The following is a 16,324-nucleotide window of genomic DNA, read 5'->3' as shown; positions in this document are numbered from 1 at the left end:
CTTTAACCCCAACTTGACTCCAACCAGCTATCCCAATCGTTAGAAATGGTTTCACTTGCTGTTTTATCTTCATTTTCTATTTTATTTCCAACTGACCATTCCTTGGGTTTAACGTCTTTTGTTATATCCTTATATGATGAACCACTAAATATAGTGATTGGACTTGCATGCTTGTTTTGATGCTGTTTGATCAATGTAAACTTACCCTTTTCTGGCAAGCCTTGGAATTCGATTATATTCGTTAAACCGTCCTTTACTAAGACCTGTTTCCTGTCTTTAGCGAGATAAACAACTTGAGTCCAATCACTATCATCATGTAAAAGTATATATACATCCGAAGCAGATATTTCATTTTCGTTAGAATACCAAGCTTCTAACTTTAAATTGAGTGGTACCGGTACTTCATATTTAAAATGATGAAGAATGGAGCCGTCGGTATCGGTCTCTTGTCCGGTTTCGGACAGGGCTGAGATTAAGCCTTCGGATTCGGATTGGCTTACGTTGCCGTTGATTTTTAAGTCGTCTACTACGGGTTGTAGTGCACTTGGGATGACATAGACTTTGAAGGCATCGCCTTTTTCTGTGATGAAGCGTTTACTGAATGGATTATGGATGACATCATTTAGTTGTTTACACGCGCGTTTGCTTTGGGTGGTGTTTTCAACAAAGATGGTGACGTTGTGCTTGTCAGGTAATGGGCGGCCGTTTTGCCCTTTTAAGTCCAATAGAATTCGGTGCTTTTCACGTTCGGGCGGTTGGTTATCGTTGTTTTGCTGATTACCTTGTGATGGTGCTTGTCGATGAACGCCCATGGGCTTGGGTTTTTCGACGCGATCTATCACGGTGCGAAGTGTATTGCGCAGCATGTCATTCACATGACTGCGTAATGTCCATTCTACCTCTTGCCCACCTTCTTTGAGTTCCAGTGTTCTTAGAATCGGCGATTGGGTTTGACGATTCACTAGAAACGCATTGCCGTTCTCTAAACTACGTTGAATGGTGTTGTAACCGTTATGAACTTTATGAGTACCGAACTTAGGCAATGAATGACGGTGAGCATTGCGGATGAATTCTAACGTGAACTTGCTACCATGAACGCGCTCGATGGTACGAAGCGCATCACGGGGCGTTTCTAGATATTTGAGATCTCCCCAGGTTAATTCGTGGGAGTATTTAAGCTCGAGCATATTCGTCCTTGAATCAATACCAAATGAAGCTATTCATTAATTTTAAGGGGTTTGAATCTCTTTAACGAGAAGTGCAAATACCGGAACGATGGATAGATCTGCGGCATTACTATAGGTAGTATTATTAACATCATACTCACAATAACCATGTTCAGTGGTACCGAATACATGCCCTAAACACAAAGCGAGCATTCCTGATTTATTGTCATGACCTTCGAACCATCCTCCTTTTACACCAGGTTCAAACAAAGCAACTTTACCATCTGAGATTCTAATGCCCATAACCAGCGATAATGTATTTCCTGGATCACCATCAACATCAGCATAACTGGAGGATATCAAATAACCATCTTTGAGCTCTGACGAACCATCTGTTAGCTTTACATCCTGCTTCAAACAACTATTAGAACCGTTAGAAGATAACTCGCATTTTTTATTTAACCAGTACGCAATTAACCTATCGGTAAATGCTCCACTAAGATCTGGGTCTGAGCCTAATTCTGAATCCCTAGTATTCTTATCAAATTCAACCAGGCGAATAAGTTCTTTAATGGTTGGCAGACGAAAGCCTGTATCACTCAAGGTTAACTCAGGATTCCAGTCGATTTGCGGTTGCATTTTACCATCTGCAAGAGCTGGCGCCCAAACCAAGCCATAGCGATGACAATAGGGATCTTCGATTACAAAACCGTTACCATCGTATTCATAACCAGCATCGCAGCGAGGAATCGCACTTTCATTACCTCCAATAACAATATCCAAATGACTCCTATCCAAAGGATCACCTGAGTTGTCGTTTTCGAAATCCATAGCCGTTGGCCAAGCATATGCATAAATCGAAAAAACAACACAAAATAAAGCTAATACAACTCTGCAGGTATGGCTCATGGATTCACCTCACCAACTTTACTCTGACTATAACCTCCTAATACTAGGTAAAAGTGAGTCTTACGCTCAGAAAGATCCTGACCGTCATATTCTTTTACACGTATGTCATCGTCTACAACAAACTCTGGTACACCGTCTTGATTATAGTCACCTACGGTAACGATATTCCCCCCTAGACCGGAGAGCCACAAATGTTCAATGTACTCGACATCTTTAGGGTCATTATCAATTTTTAAAGTAATATCACTCCAATCCTTTCGACCATCAAATCGGTAAACTCGAGAGAGAAAGTCCTCCAAATCTGAATCTTCTTTTCGATAAGCTGATGCTAATAGCTCATCCATACCATCACCGTTTGTATCCGGTAGAACCGCCATGGCATATCCTAGTAATGCCCTATGATCCGTCTTAATCATTCCGCCTTGATCTGTTAATAATTCTGAGGCGATGACTTGATTTGGCCACGCTTGACGGCCGCCATATACAATATAAATACGATCATTATCGGTAATCCCGTAGCCACTCATCATCAGATCTTTATGGCCATTGCCATTAATATCCCCTACCGCAAGATTTTTTCCTAGCCCGGGGTTTTCGTCACTCTCAGAGGATACTGGAACAATACTGAGGCCATCGTTAATATCCATATTGTTTAAGTCAATGGCTTGTGTCCAGTTTTGCCGCCCCCAAATGACTGACACCATGCCGCGTTTGCCATTGCTTAATAACTCAGGTCTAGCAATGGCAATATCATCGTAGCCATCATCATTAAAGTCACTTATCCCCACGACTCGAGCATTGCGATCTTTCAACGAAAGAGGGGTGTTATGGATAAAGGCAGATTGCGTTGTATCTAAACTATCTGGATCAATACTAATAGGGTTACTGTTTGAGGGTGGTTGTAAATGCTCTCCGCCAAAGATAACAATGGAACGACCCTCATCTCCACCTGGTGTTAGATCATACTGTAACTCGCCCATGATGAAATCTGGATAGGTATCGCCATTCACATCACCCAGGGATGCAACTACATTTCCCAAACCACCGAATTGTTCTTCACCATAATAGGTAATGGCGTAATCCTGCTTAATTTCATTAATGGTCATATCTGTTTTAGGGAAGCTCTCGCGCCCAAATATAAGATACACTTCGCCTGCTGACATCTCTTCCCCATAGTCTTTGAAACTACTCCCTACAAAAAAGTCATCAAACCCGTCTTTATTGACATCCCCTACACCAGTAACATCAATCCCTAAGCCATTTCCAAAATTTGGCTCACCGGGCATAGAGTGTATAAATAGGTATTCAAGATCGGTAGAGTCCAGATTGCCCATATCAATGGTATTGGGCCAGCCTTGCTCTCTGCCGAATAAAAGTATCACCAAACCGCCATAATAAATATCGCCGTCCTGATAGGCTGCGAACCCAATTAACAGATCATCTAGATCATCACCATTCACATCCCCTGCTGACGATACGCGTGCGCCAAAGAAATCACCAAAGCGATCACTTTCTGGGCCCGGTGCGATAAAACGAATGGCTTTACCAGTCTCCCATAGGCGGGTTAGTTGATAAGCGTTTTGTGAGGTATTATTGAGGTGCAGGTCAGCATTATCGCCTACACCGTCTTCGTCGACATCGGCCCATTCTTCAGAGTTTAACGGGAAAGGATCATCGATATCGGCAACACCATCGCCATCGTCATCAGTATCCGCATTATTGCCGATGCCATCATTATCTGTGTCTAATGTTTCTGAGGGGTCATTTTTGAAAGCGTCGCAAGCATCGCCTGCCGTATCATTGTCAGCGTTTTCTTGCTCTGGATTTGCTATGGCTGGGCAATTGTCTCCATTGTCGCCAATGCCATCACCGTCAGTATCGATCGTTTCAGAACTATCACGAGGGAAGAGATCGCTATCATTTGCTACACCATCTCCGTCTATATCACTATCACACACATCACCTTGACCATTACCATCTAAGTCGGCTTGATCGGGGTTTGCGATATTCAAACAGTTATCGGTTTGATCGGGAATGCCATCAGCATCAATATCTGGCGCCTTAGTATCGGAACCACAAGCGGTTAATAACGAAAAAAATAACGCATTAAGAATCAATTTATATTTCATAACTTATCCTTACTAGGCTTTATTGTGGCCTATGCACGAGAACTTTAAAATTCAACTCTGTTGCTGACTCACATCGCGTTACGCCCGTGAAAAAATCAACTGTCCAAAAGCCACTCACATTATCAACTTGACAAGCATCACTTGACCAATATGCGGATTTAAACACCCTGGTAAATTCACTGGTCTTGCCATCGCTATATACTTTTCTAATCACTTCGTCGCTCTGATAAGCAGTTGACTTTCGCATTGTCTGGCGTGGTATACCTTCTTTTAGCGTTAGGTGATGCATCGACATAACAGAATATAATTCTTGTACGGACGGCACAGCCCACTCAGCCTTATCAATACCGCAATATTGGTCCGTCACAAGTCCAAGAGGGTCTGACGCGTAATCATATTTAATCGCATCATTTTCCGAATATTGAGTTTTCATCCAAATACGGCCTGTATTATTGTCTTGAAAGCATAGCTCTGGATTTTCTTCTGGCTCACCATAGACAATATCGACAGCACCAAAATAGGAATCTCGCTTCATTCTTGCTAGTGCAGGATCACCGTTGGCGTCGATACCGGTGTAAGACAGTTTTGGATAGGTCTCTGTTGCTCTAGCATCTTGTCTTTTTCGATAATCATTGCTTGGCCCCATATTTCCCGGATAGCAACTAACAACGTCTCGGGTCCCATCCAGACAGCTTTTTAATCCAGTATCTGTTATCAATGGGTAATCGGTGTTAGCGATAGCCATTTGTTGATCCGTTATTGATATACCACGTTCATCGCCTGCACTTAATTCGTACTGAATGTGCTTGGTAGGTTGCGTTTCATTAAACGCGTTTGCAATAAATAGAGTTTTTACGGCACATCCACTAGCATCAAAATCGCTTGGAGCTATCGATATTGGTTTACTTAGCTGACCGGCTGAAGGACATGTAATGTTCGGTACAGAGTAATCAATCGAACATTCTGCGTTTTTATAAGAGTTGTCGTAACCGGCTTTATCAATCAAAGGAACTGATAAAGAAAAAGCACTACTACCATCCAATTCATCCTGTCTACTATCCAAGTCAGCGGCATCATTTTTCACTTCTAGGGTATAATTAATAATACTTTCTAATGCATGGTCCGAAGAGGGCATGCAAAAGTTAGCTGTAATATCTTTACTTGATGAATTTGGCATATCCCAAACGCCTTGTACTTCAACATTGATGTCATCATCATCATTTATAGCGAAGTTATAAATCTCTTTATTGTTATCAAATACCACAAATTCGCTGAAAGATATCGTACCTGAATCACTTAAAGATAAAGTAACCTCATGGTTTTCATCTAGCTCTATTATTGAATCATCCTTAACTGAAAAACCGACTTGTGACCCAGAATAACTACCTTGCCCATCTATATTAGCGGGAATAGTTACATTGCCATCAACATCTTCAAAATCTTCACTAGATGCGAATGCAATGACAACGGGCAACACCACTTCTCCAGTTAAAACGTCGCCTTGGTCATAGTTCCATTCCAGATTTACGGCGTTCGCCTCGTTTAAGATATCTGAGCCATCTTGAGATAGAGATGTGGAAAGCGTAATAAAATCGTTATTTATAACTTCAACATATTCCACAAGGTCGTTCGAATTTTCAATATAGCCTGCGGAATCTGAGGCAGCGCCAAATGATACTCTTGTATTTTGACTCTCTTCGATGACGTTATTATCTTTTGCGGTCAGGCTTAATACATAGTCCTCTTGCTGAGGTCGTAAATTAAAAGAGCCATCTGGTTCTTCAAACATATCACTGCCCAATTGATAATCAATTGTTACGCTTGGTCCATTGCTGGCTGGCATTTTATCGACTGAGAACTCAATTCTAATTGACTCACCTTCCCTCAAAGATTCTGCATTAGTATCCGACAAAGTAAGAGTGGCCGTATCATCGTTTTCTATCGTGTACGCTTCGTTTATTGATGAATTGGCAGAACTGCCATTCAAATTAACTAGGTTTGAAGATTCTGAAAACTGAATATCAACGCGCTCTGGAAACTCAATATCATTATCTTCTTCTATCTCCAACGGGTACCACTTATAAGAACCTAGATCATAGCTATTACTCACAAGAATACCGGAAATATCTAACCTATTACTTAAATCAAAGTCATCTGCCTGAGCACATGTATGCCTACTGGGGTCACATACAGAGGTAGCTGACAATAAAAGCGAACCAGCGTTTGATGCAATCTTGGTTGGACCAGCAAACGTCACCTCAACAGGGAAGCGCCTAATATGTGTGTCAGCAAGATCACTTGTAGGCTCTTTCCCTTGGCGCTGCCCACCGAATAGAATATTCAATACATCGTTTACCTGAATCGTGCTGCTTACATTACACGACTGATCAAAGGCACACGATACTTGTTTTATGTAGCTAGAGTTATCGGCAAACGTTAAGCTTAGTGTTTCTTCCGGCTCTACGTAGCCATCACCAAGCACATTGATAGAAAAGTCAAATCCATATTTATTTTGAGCAATCAAGCCACCTAAAACTTTTAAATCTAAGGTATTTTTACCCGCTAAAACACTAGAGCCTGATACTTGATAATCTTGTGGACTGACCGTAACTAAGCTACCGTCTATGTTCGACACTTCATTTTGGTTAATCACTGAATTATTATCTGGACCAGTATTAACGACATCAAGCAGTATTTTCCCACTAGTTACATCGCTGGCTATCTGTTCTGACCAGCTTACTGAATACTCCTTGCAACTACCCTCACCTATAATTCCAGAACAACTAGATGAGCTCATTTTTTCAACAATCGATAAAGTGAGTTCATCATCATTTTGAATAATGGCTGAGACTGTTTGCGTCTGGGATGGAAGCTCGTTCTCAGTAAAATCGACAAGATAGCTAGATCCAGTTACTAACGTGTGACTAGAATCCTTACTCACAACTATATTTAGAGTCTCATCTTCTTCTACCAATGCATCTTTGACATAAGTTATTTTTATAGAATGGCTTTCGGCAGGTGTATATTCTCCTTGGCTTTGATCGTGAACCAGCAGGTAATCACCGGTCGTATTATCGTAATCATTAGTTTCCGCACAATTGACAGTATTAGGACTTGTACATCCCCCTATATTAACAGCCAGTTGAATATCTGGAACTTCGGGCGCAACAACCTTTGACAACTCATACGAGAACGGTTTTGCCACACCCTGCTCTGGTAGCGTGCCTTCAAATAATTCGGTTGCAGTAAACTCGATCGACAGAAAATCATCATTTTTGAATGTGAAAGACTCACTTGTAATACCCGTCAAACTCACGCTTGAGGATATTGAATCTACTGCTTTACGAAATGAGATGGTTGCGTCTTCATCTACTTCTACCACGTCGTCATCAACAAACTCAAAAATAAGAACCTTATCTGTGACTGTACCAGATGTAACTACCGCCAGTTCTTCATTATTCGACGAAAAGGACAGCAATGATGTGTTATCACAAGTGGTTTCATTCTTAGCAGCAAGGCAAACTGATACATCTCCATAATCAGTATCAGAATTAGATTGTTTTACTGACGCACTACCGCCGAAATCAACCACAACGCCGATATTAATATTGCTGGCTATATCCTTGTCTACCCCCTTTCGAAAACTGTAAATTTGCTTACAGTCACGCTCAATATCACGTTGATCCGATGGGACAGTTTCATCTTCAAAACACTCATTAAGCTCTCTAATGATTTCTATTTCTGGACCGTCATTATCAATAATATTTAATGAGATTTGTCGGGTGAAAAGTAGCTCATCTTGAGCATTCTTTTTGATATATTTAGCGCTGTCCTGTCTATTAGCATCTAGTGAAATATTGAAGAAAGCAGCCTCCATCAGTTCGAAAACGCTATCATTCTCTATGGCTAAGTCTTGCACTATACCTCTATAAAATCCATCATCAGACTCTTGTACGGCAAAGTGCGTGTGTGTAAACGTTGCGTTTATTGTACTGTTTTCAAAATCACCATCTGCTGCGCACGCTGAAATGCCTGAAGCTGTGTCGTCGCAAGCGCTAGCGTCAAGGGTGAGGTCCAAACCGATTAAATCCCTAGCATTTTCAGCTATTGGTTTATCCCATTTCACTTCAATGAAGTTATTTGATTGAGTACCTTCAACGTCTATGCCGTCTTCTGGAAAAGTACTTCCTGCTTCAATTTCGTCACTGTCCAATGCGGCGATTTCAAAGGTTAGAAAGTCATCATTTTTAATAGTCCCGATTGCTTGAGCACTAGTAAACGGCTCATCATTACTATCAAGGATTTCGCCATTTGCATTTGCAAATGCGTACTTAAATCTGGGCTCTCCTTGGATTCCCGCTATATCAACAGTAAAAGCGCAATCTTCATCAGGCTCGACCAAGTCATCGCTTGCCATCCCTACTGATATTTCGGTTGTTAGTCCATCTGCACTTACGCTCGAAGCGAAACCATCATTAGGCTCATTTATATCAAGCCTTGAGCATGCGTGAACACCATAATCTGGTGTTAGATTAAAATCAGCTACAACTGGGTGACTTCCAATTATTTTTACGTTAGCGGTACCAGCATCTTCATCAACTGAAAAACCCTGAACTTCAAACTTGGCACCATCTTTATTGGGTATAGCCAACGCTAGGGTTTCACTGGCAGAGGAGGCCTCTGATTGGGGCGAGCCCTCAGGTGTGATTTTGATATTAAAGCGCTCAATACATTCAATATCAGTATCATCATGAATCTTGATCGAGAAACTTGCCTTGTCTGTATCTTGCAAAATAGTGATGGATTCTACGTTCTCTTTTTCGCCAACGATAAGCGTGAAGTCTTCATTACTTGCATTTGCTAGAGTGTTTGGACCGATCAAGTCGAGTGGCTGGCAAGCCGTTTCTTCGGTTTCGTTAATAACTGAAGTAACTTCTTCAATTTCATATACTAAATCGTTATAAGCGAGAACCGCGCCGACCAATGTTAGTTCAAAATCATAGACTTGATCTTCGACAAGGAAGCCGTCAGTACCATAGGTGGTGTTCGGCTGCTCTGAAACTATAAATATCCCTTCCTTGTCTTTAGACACATCAATAGACTTGATTTGGACTTTGGGTCGATCAATATCTAACACACGTATATCTATAGGGCTGATACCTTGTTCATAAAATCGAATTACAAGATCTTTATCACCGTCATACAAACCGTCGGCATATAATTTAAAAGATATATAATCCTTATTTTTGGTACTACTAAAAGAAATCGAGCCCCTTTTGCTTTCGAAATCGGCCCCACCTGCAAAACCGACAGAAGCGACCTCATAGCCCAATTCGTAATCACCAGAAATATCTTCAGACAAAGACACTTCGAAAGAATGCTCTACTAAACCTTCCTCTGAAGTTGGTTCTGTCAACACTAGAGCTTCGTTAAAATCTTTAAGACTCACTATTTCATTTGTGTCTGGTCGCTTTATAAGAAGCTCTTCTTGGTCATCATTCACAATGCTGACAAGTACATCTGTAAACACAACGCCTTGATCGTTCTCGACCGATAGAGACATTTGTTCAAGGCTTTCTCTTAACTTATCTTGCTGAATAAAGATATCGAAGCTGATAGTCTCATCACCAACATTAAGTTCTTTCCATGTTTGCATCTTGCACTCTGTTGTCTCTGACGGTTTTGTATCTGGCTCTTCCATACAAACATCAATACCGCCAACTACTTGATTGACGTAATTAACCGTCGACTGCGAGCTGCTTTCGAGATACTCGGACTTAGATTTTAACCGCAATGAGATATTTTGAGTTTGATGTATCTCTGAATTATTTTCGATCTTAAAATTCAAGCGGTGACGCTTCCATGTATCAAGATTTTCCTCTTGATTCGGGCCTTCCTGGATCGACAATGCACTCGCATCATCGCTACTTTCAATATCAAATCCATTCCTTGACGGTGTTTCATCCGATCTGATAGTTCCTTCGACGAATACGCCCTCTCCCAGTACGTTTATATCGTCAACATCTGTCAATCGTAAAAGGACTAATTCGTTTTCTTCAATAATATTTTCTGACAGTACTTCAACCTCGACAGTTTTCTTGATATCACCACGACTAAAGACAATCGTGTCAGTTGCCAAGCGATAATCTACTTCTGGCATGGCAATATACTTATAAGCAAGTAAATCAGCTTGTGATAGTTGATCAACACTCACCGTAGAAAGAAAAAGTGAATAGTCATCTACTACTGAATCTTCTAGGGTAAAATCAAATACAAGGCGCGTCGTACCAACGTCGGACTCGGACACCTCTGGTTTGTTGACTGTCACCCTAGGTATATCATCGTTCAATATTTGGATTCTTTTTTCTTCGATAATCTCATTGTTTGAGGTTTTAAATCGAACACCAAAAGACTCACTGCCTTCTATTTCTTCGTCGGCAAAAATCTCAAAATCAAGTGTATAGGTTTTCCCCGACAGCACTTCTATTGTGTCTGATATTGCTTGGTAGTCACTTTTTTCTGCAGCGCTAATATTAAAGGTTTCGTAGGTAATAACCTGACTTTCATTTGCGGTGAAGCTTAAGCTGACAGGAGTCACACCAGAATCCCCTTCAAGTTCGGAGGCGGCGTATTCGTTATTTTTAGATCGCGATTGAGGTTGCCCTGAAGAACCCGTGTCTGAACAGGCGGTCAAAAACAGGCTAATAGTAAGAATGGCAATCCATTGAATATTGATGAGATATTTCATCGAGTACTTCCATTACCCAAAAACTAAACGAAGCGGAGTCTACACATATTTTAATGCTTTTCTACTTAAAGAATTTAATTACATGACGTCGTTCAAATTGCCTCAGAGTAACGTCTTAGAAATTAAGATCAAAGATTAATCGCTACTCATACCTTTCACTTATTTTTAGAACTTTTACTCCAACTTTTATGTAGCAAAAGGCTTACAAAAAGCAAAACCAATGTACTAGCTAAGCCAAATCATATGTGACCCAGTTCAAAATATAGAAACCAAACTCACCCGCATCACAGGATTTCTAATCCTTTATTACTACTTTGGTGGCCTTTTAATCGCGTTTTCTTGTTGGTTGACACCGTTAGGATTTAATTATCAAATGCGCGCACTTCGTAGTTTTTGGTAATACCTCGGCCTGGTATTACTTACCGTTTAGGAAGACGTTTACATGGAAGTAAATCAATCAATTATTGATCTTGCCAAATCAGCGATCAGTGCAGACTCCCCCTGCGGCATTAATGCCAAGTACGAGGCGGACTTTGAATTACTGGAAGCTGAAGTCGCTAAAGCCCAATCTTTAACGAATGAAACCACTGATTGGGATCAGGTTTTAAAGCTATCGCAATCTATTCTTTCTGGCTTAAGTAAAGACTTTACCGCTGCTTGCTACTTTGCCAATGCTTCCATTCAAGTGAATGGTTATTCCGGCATGCTAGATGGGTTTGCACTACTGGATAGCTTGTGTGAGGAATACTGGCAAGATATGTTTCCGCCCGTTAAACGCTTACGTGGTCGACAAGCCTCCTGCCAGTGGCTGATTGAACAGACTGCTCTGTTTCTAGAGCAAAATGACCCTAAACCAGAAGATTTTGAATTTGTCTCCAGCATCGCTTCAACCGTAAAGAATCTTGATTTCTTTTTAGCTGAAAAGATGGATGATAAAGCGCCTAACTTTGCCGATATCAACCGCCCACTAAAGCGGCTAAAAGAACTGGCAAAATCTCAAGTCGCGAACCAGCCTAAGACAGCGGAGACGAAACAAGCAGCACCTATCGCTGAACCAGCTGCTAGTCAGGCTGCACCTCAGCAGCCTGTTGAGGCTGGTGCGAGCGAAAGCACAGAACCTGAAGCTCAAGCTCAAACAATTCCTGCACAGCCTACTCCCCAAGTTTCGGCACCTTCAGCTCCAGCACCGGTTGCTAAAAAACCAGAAAAGAAAGCGGCTTCTCAGGCTTCATTCGAGCCTGTCGGTGATATTCAATCAGACCAAGACGCGAAAAAAGCGTTTAAGCAAGTGCAAGACATTCTGCGCTCTCTTTCTAGTTATCACAGTCAGGTTAAAGCCAGTGATCCTAAGCGTTATCGCTATAGCCGCTATGCGTTATGGGCATCGTTAGATAAGTTACCGCCAGCGAAAGATGGCAAGACTCAACTACCCAGCCCGCCAGCGGACAAGCTAAAGAAAGTGGTTGAGCTATATGAGTCCGGCGAGTATTTAGAAGCCATTGAGCTGGCTGAAAAAAGCGCCGAGAAAATGCCTTATTGGTTCGATGGCAATCGCTACATTGTTCTGTCCATGGATGCTTTGGGCGCTGAATTTGAAAAAGCAAAAGACGCTTTAATTGAACAGCTAACCGCCTTTATTCACCGAGTACCTAAGATTTTAGATCTTCAATATAGCAATGGCGATGCCTTTGCCAGTGACCAATGTAAGACCTGGATACAGTCACTGATGGAAACGGCTTCTGATAGTGGTAACAGCGAAACCGACGAAATATCGGAAGTCGCAAATGAAGCAAAAAAATTGGCTATGGCCGGCAAGCTAAATGATGCGTTTGAGCTATTGCATGATGTACCCGCAAAAACGAAACGCCAGAAATTTAAAGTTAAGCTTCTGTGCGCTGAATTAGCCTGCGCAAATGGCCAGGTGAAAGTGGGTATCCCTATGCTAGAGCGCTTACTAGAGGAAGTGCGAAGTTTGACGGTTGCTGACTGGGAAAGTGACTTTTTATCAAAAGCACTCGCACTACTCGTCAATGCTTACAACAAGTTAGACGAAGAAGAAATTACCCATAAGCAGCAGAAAGTGGATGCCGCTTATGAACAGCTTTGCTGGTATAACCCAGCACTCATCACTCAGTAAATGAAAGGAGACGGTTATGTCAGACGGCAGCGTAGCCCCGAAAGAACGGATTAATATCGCCTATAAATCAGATACTGGCGGCGCCACAGAAAGTGTCGAATTGCCGTTGAAGTTATTGGTACTGGATGACTATACCGGCAAGGAAAGCGACGAGGTTATTGAGGATCGTGACCCTATCAACATTAACAAAGATAACTTTAACGATGTTGTTAAAAGCCACAACCTTTCAATGTCGTTCAGTGTTCCAAACAAATTGGAAGAAAACTCTGAAGATGACATCAATGTTGATCTGAAAATTTCTAGCATGAAAGACTTCGATCCAGCGAAAGTGGCTGAGCAAATTCCAGAATTGGCAAGTCTGCTAGAACTGCGTCGTGCTTTACAAGCGCTTCGAGGCCCGTTGGGTAATGTCCCAGCATTTAGAAAAACCATTCAAGCCATTCTTGAGAACGATGAAACACGCGCCCAAGTCATGGCTGAACTGGGCTTAGAGGAATAAGGAGAGCATCATGTCACATGAAACTGAAGAAGCAGTATTGGATGCGCCAGCAACCGAAAGCCTATTAGATCAGGTTATGGCTGAAACACGCATGTCGCCAGAAGACGATGGCTTTGATACGGCCCGCCGTGGCGTAGAAGCATTCATCGGCGATTTGCTAAAGCCTTCGCGCAATTTCGACAAGATCGAAAAGAAACTGGCAGACGATATGATTGCTGCGATTGATGAAAAAATCAGTCAGCAATTAGATGAAGTGATTCATGCAGCCGAATTTAAAAAGATTGAATCTTCTTGGCGTGGTCTTAAGTTCTTGGTTGATCGCACTGACTTCAGCCAAAACATTGCTATCGAAATGATCAGCACTACAAAAGACGAGTTGATTGAAGACTTTGAAGATGCACCAGATGTTACGCGCTCTGGCCTATACCGTCATGTCTATTCAGCAGAATACGGCCAATTTGGTGGTAAGCCTTATGGTGCGATTATTGGTGGTTACAGTGTTAACCCTACTGCACAAGATATGCGTTTATTACAAGATATGGCATCTGTTTCTGCTATGTCTCATGCTCCATTCATCGCCTCTGCTGGTCCTAAATTCTTCGGACTGGATTCCTTCCAAGGTATGCCGGCACTTAAAGATTTAGAATCTATCTTTGAAGGCCCACAGTATGTGAAGTGGAATGGCTTCCGTGATACAGATGACTCTCGTAACGTTGCTCTTACCGTTCCGCGCTTTATGTTGCGTGCGCCATATGGTGAAGATAACCAAGTTAAAGAATTCAACTATCAAGAAGGCATCCAAACCGAGTTTGAAAAGCTTTGCTGGGGTAATGCGGCTTATGCATTTGCTGCAAACATGTCTCGTAGCTTTGCAAAATATCGCTGGTGCCCAAATGTTATCGGTCCGCAGAGTGGTGGTGAAGTTTTAGATCTGCCTGTTTACAAGTATCAAGAAAACGGCGAAACCAAAGTCTATAGCCCAACAGAAGTGATGCTATCGGATCGTCAAGAGTTTGAACTGGCTGAACAAGGTTTCGTTGGATTGATTGCTCGTAAAGGAACCGACAACGCTACGTTCTTCTCTGCTAATACCTGTCAAAAGCCAAAATTCTTCGGTAACTCTCCAGAAGGAAAACAAGCAGAGACAAACTTTAAACTAGGTACTCAATTACCATACTTATTCATGATTGATCGCCTAGCTCATTATATTAAAGTGCTTCAACGCGAGCACATTGGTAGCTGGAAAACAAAGAACGATTTAGATCGTGAATTGAATAACTGGGTTCGCCAATATGTGGCTGACCAAGATAATCCGCCACCAGAGGTTCGTAGCCGTAAACCACTTCGCGAAGCGCGCATTGTGGTCAGCGACGACGAAGGAAATCCGGGCTTCTATCGAGTGGAAATGCATGTTCGTCCCCATTTTAAATACATGGGTTCGAGCTTCACATTATCACTTGCTGGCAAGTTGGATAAAGAGTAGTTCAAATAACTTGAATACTTTATAAGACCTTAAATTAAAAGGAGATTTAAATGGCAATTCCAGCCTATATGACGATCGAAGGTGAAAACCAGGGTGAGATCAGTGCAGGAGCACTATCGGAGGACTCTGTTGGTACTGCTACTCAAGAAGGCCATGAAGATGAAATCATGATTCAGGCATTCACTCATAACGTACCTCGTGGTACTAACGAGCAGAGTGGCCAAATCACTAGTATGCCAGCAATGAAGCCAATGAAGATCACCAAGCTGATCGACAAAGCTTCTCCTCTACTACACAACGCACTTACTTCTGGCGAGCAGCTTACCCTTACCATTAACTGGTATCGTATTTCTGCTAGCGGTGAAGAAGAGTTGTACTATGTAATGGAACTAGAAAACTCTGTACTAGTTGATATTGAAACTCAACTTCCAAGCGTTGGTGATCCTTCTCAGTCTCACCTTGCACACATGGAAGTATTGCACATCAACCCAGGTGCAATTACTTGGACTCACGAAGCAGCAGGAACCGAAGGTTCTTACCGCTTTGGTTCAAGCCAAGCTTAATTGCTTGTTTAAGGCGACACTTTTGTGTCGCCTTTTTAGAGGTTTCAGGATGAGACAAGTTTATTTAACAATTATCGCTACCCTAATCGTTACCCTTACAGGCTGCGCGAGTAAAACTAGTTTAGTGGTCGCCCCTGAAGATTGGGTGTTTGAAGATCGAGCGGTACATATCCATTTGCAAAGCCCAGCAGACCTGAACGCGATAAGTGGACGACCACATAGCGTTGCCGTTGGCGTATTCCAATTGAATGATCCCAATACCTTTCTTGGTTTAGCCGAAACCAAACAAGGTGCGTTGCAACTATTAAATGCTGGGCGTATCGATGACACCGTTGCTCAATTTACTCGCATCATTTTGCAACCCGGGGAAGAAAAAATTGCCACCCTGCCTCGCGCCCAAGGTGCTAAATATATTGCCCTTATCTCTGGTTATTACGGGCTAAATACAGAATTGGACATTAAAGTTTTTGATATCCCCATTAAAGAAGCGAAGCGTGGTTTCGTGGATTTGGCACTTTCAAGTCTTGGTTTGATCGCTGATGAAGCTAAAGCCGTACCCGATGATATATTTATTGATGTTTCCATGGGTAGAAAGAGTACTAAACAGTTCAAATTGTTTAGAGAAGAAGAAATTAATATTTTGAGTTCGAGCGGGTTTTAATCCGACTAGTTTGTTTTAAGGAAGAAATC

General features: G+C 41.9%; 9 protein-coding genes. 5 read left to right on the top strand and 4 right to left on the bottom strand.

The features are described 5' to 3' along the window. Positions 1-2: 2 nt before the first annotated feature. Genes HF888_RS07270 through HF888_RS07255 form a run of 4 tightly spaced genes read right to left on the bottom strand, consistent with a single transcriptional unit; the run spans position 3 to position 10,952 of the window. On the bottom strand, positions 3-1,187 hold the full coding sequence (locus HF888_RS07270; protein ID WP_007017660.1) for a hypothetical protein: 1,185 nt from the start codon (positions 1,185-1,187) through the stop codon (positions 3-5). A gap of 42 nt (positions 1,188-1,229) precedes the next feature. Next, positions 1,230-2,075: a hypothetical protein gene (locus tag HF888_RS07265; protein ID WP_007017659.1), complete on the bottom strand. Its 846-nt coding sequence runs from the start codon at positions 2,073-2,075 to the stop codon at positions 1,230-1,232. Continuing rightward, entirely contained in the window at positions 2,072-4,204 is a 2,133-nt protein-coding gene (locus tag HF888_RS07260) for a thrombospondin type 3 repeat-containing protein (protein WP_007017658.1), read from the bottom strand. Before HF888_RS07260 ends, HF888_RS07265 begins: the two co-directional genes overlap by 4 nt. A 19-nt stretch (positions 4,205-4,223) precedes the next feature. Beyond that, complete coding sequence (locus HF888_RS07255; RefSeq protein ID WP_007017657.1) at positions 4,224-10,952, bottom strand: Calx-beta domain-containing protein; 6,729 nt, start codon at positions 10,950-10,952, stop codon at positions 4,224-4,226. Between the two features lie 442 nt (positions 10,953-11,394). On the opposite strand from HF888_RS07255, the gene tssA reads away from it, so the two are divergent. The 5 genes from tssA to tssJ are packed head-to-tail and all read left to right on the top strand — an operon-like array spanning position 11,395 to position 16,295. Further along, entirely contained in the window at positions 11,395-13,089 is a 1,695-nt protein-coding gene (gene tssA, locus HF888_RS07250) for a type VI secretion system protein TssA (RefSeq protein WP_007017656.1), read from the top strand. A gap of 16 nt (positions 13,090-13,105) precedes the next feature. Beyond that, positions 13,106-13,588, top strand: coding sequence for a type VI secretion system contractile sheath small subunit (tssB, locus tag HF888_RS07245; RefSeq protein ID WP_007017655.1), 483 nt, complete (start codon positions 13,106-13,108; stop codon positions 13,586-13,588). A gap of 10 nt (positions 13,589-13,598) precedes the next feature. Beyond that, complete coding sequence (gene tssC, locus HF888_RS07240; RefSeq protein ID WP_007017654.1) at positions 13,599-15,071, top strand: type VI secretion system contractile sheath large subunit; 1,473 nt, start codon at positions 13,599-13,601, stop codon at positions 15,069-15,071. A gap of 50 nt (positions 15,072-15,121) precedes the next feature. Next, positions 15,122-15,634, top strand: a complete 513-nt coding sequence (locus tag HF888_RS07235) for an Hcp family type VI secretion system effector (protein ID WP_007017653.1) — start codon at positions 15,122-15,124, stop codon at positions 15,632-15,634. Between the two features lie 49 nt (positions 15,635-15,683). Then, positions 15,684-16,295: a type VI secretion system lipoprotein TssJ gene (tssJ, locus tag HF888_RS07230; protein WP_007017652.1), complete on the top strand. Its 612-nt coding sequence runs from the start codon at positions 15,684-15,686 to the stop codon at positions 16,293-16,295. The last annotated feature ends 29 nt before the right edge of the window (positions 16,296-16,324 follow it).

Origin of the sequence: Bermanella marisrubri, assembly GCF_012295615.1 — a bacterium.
GTDB lineage: Bacteria > Pseudomonadota > Gammaproteobacteria > Pseudomonadales > Oceanobacteraceae > Bermanella > Bermanella marisrubri.
The sequence above is the reverse complement of the archived record's forward strand: the minus strand, read 5'-3'. Positions and strand labels throughout refer to the sequence as shown.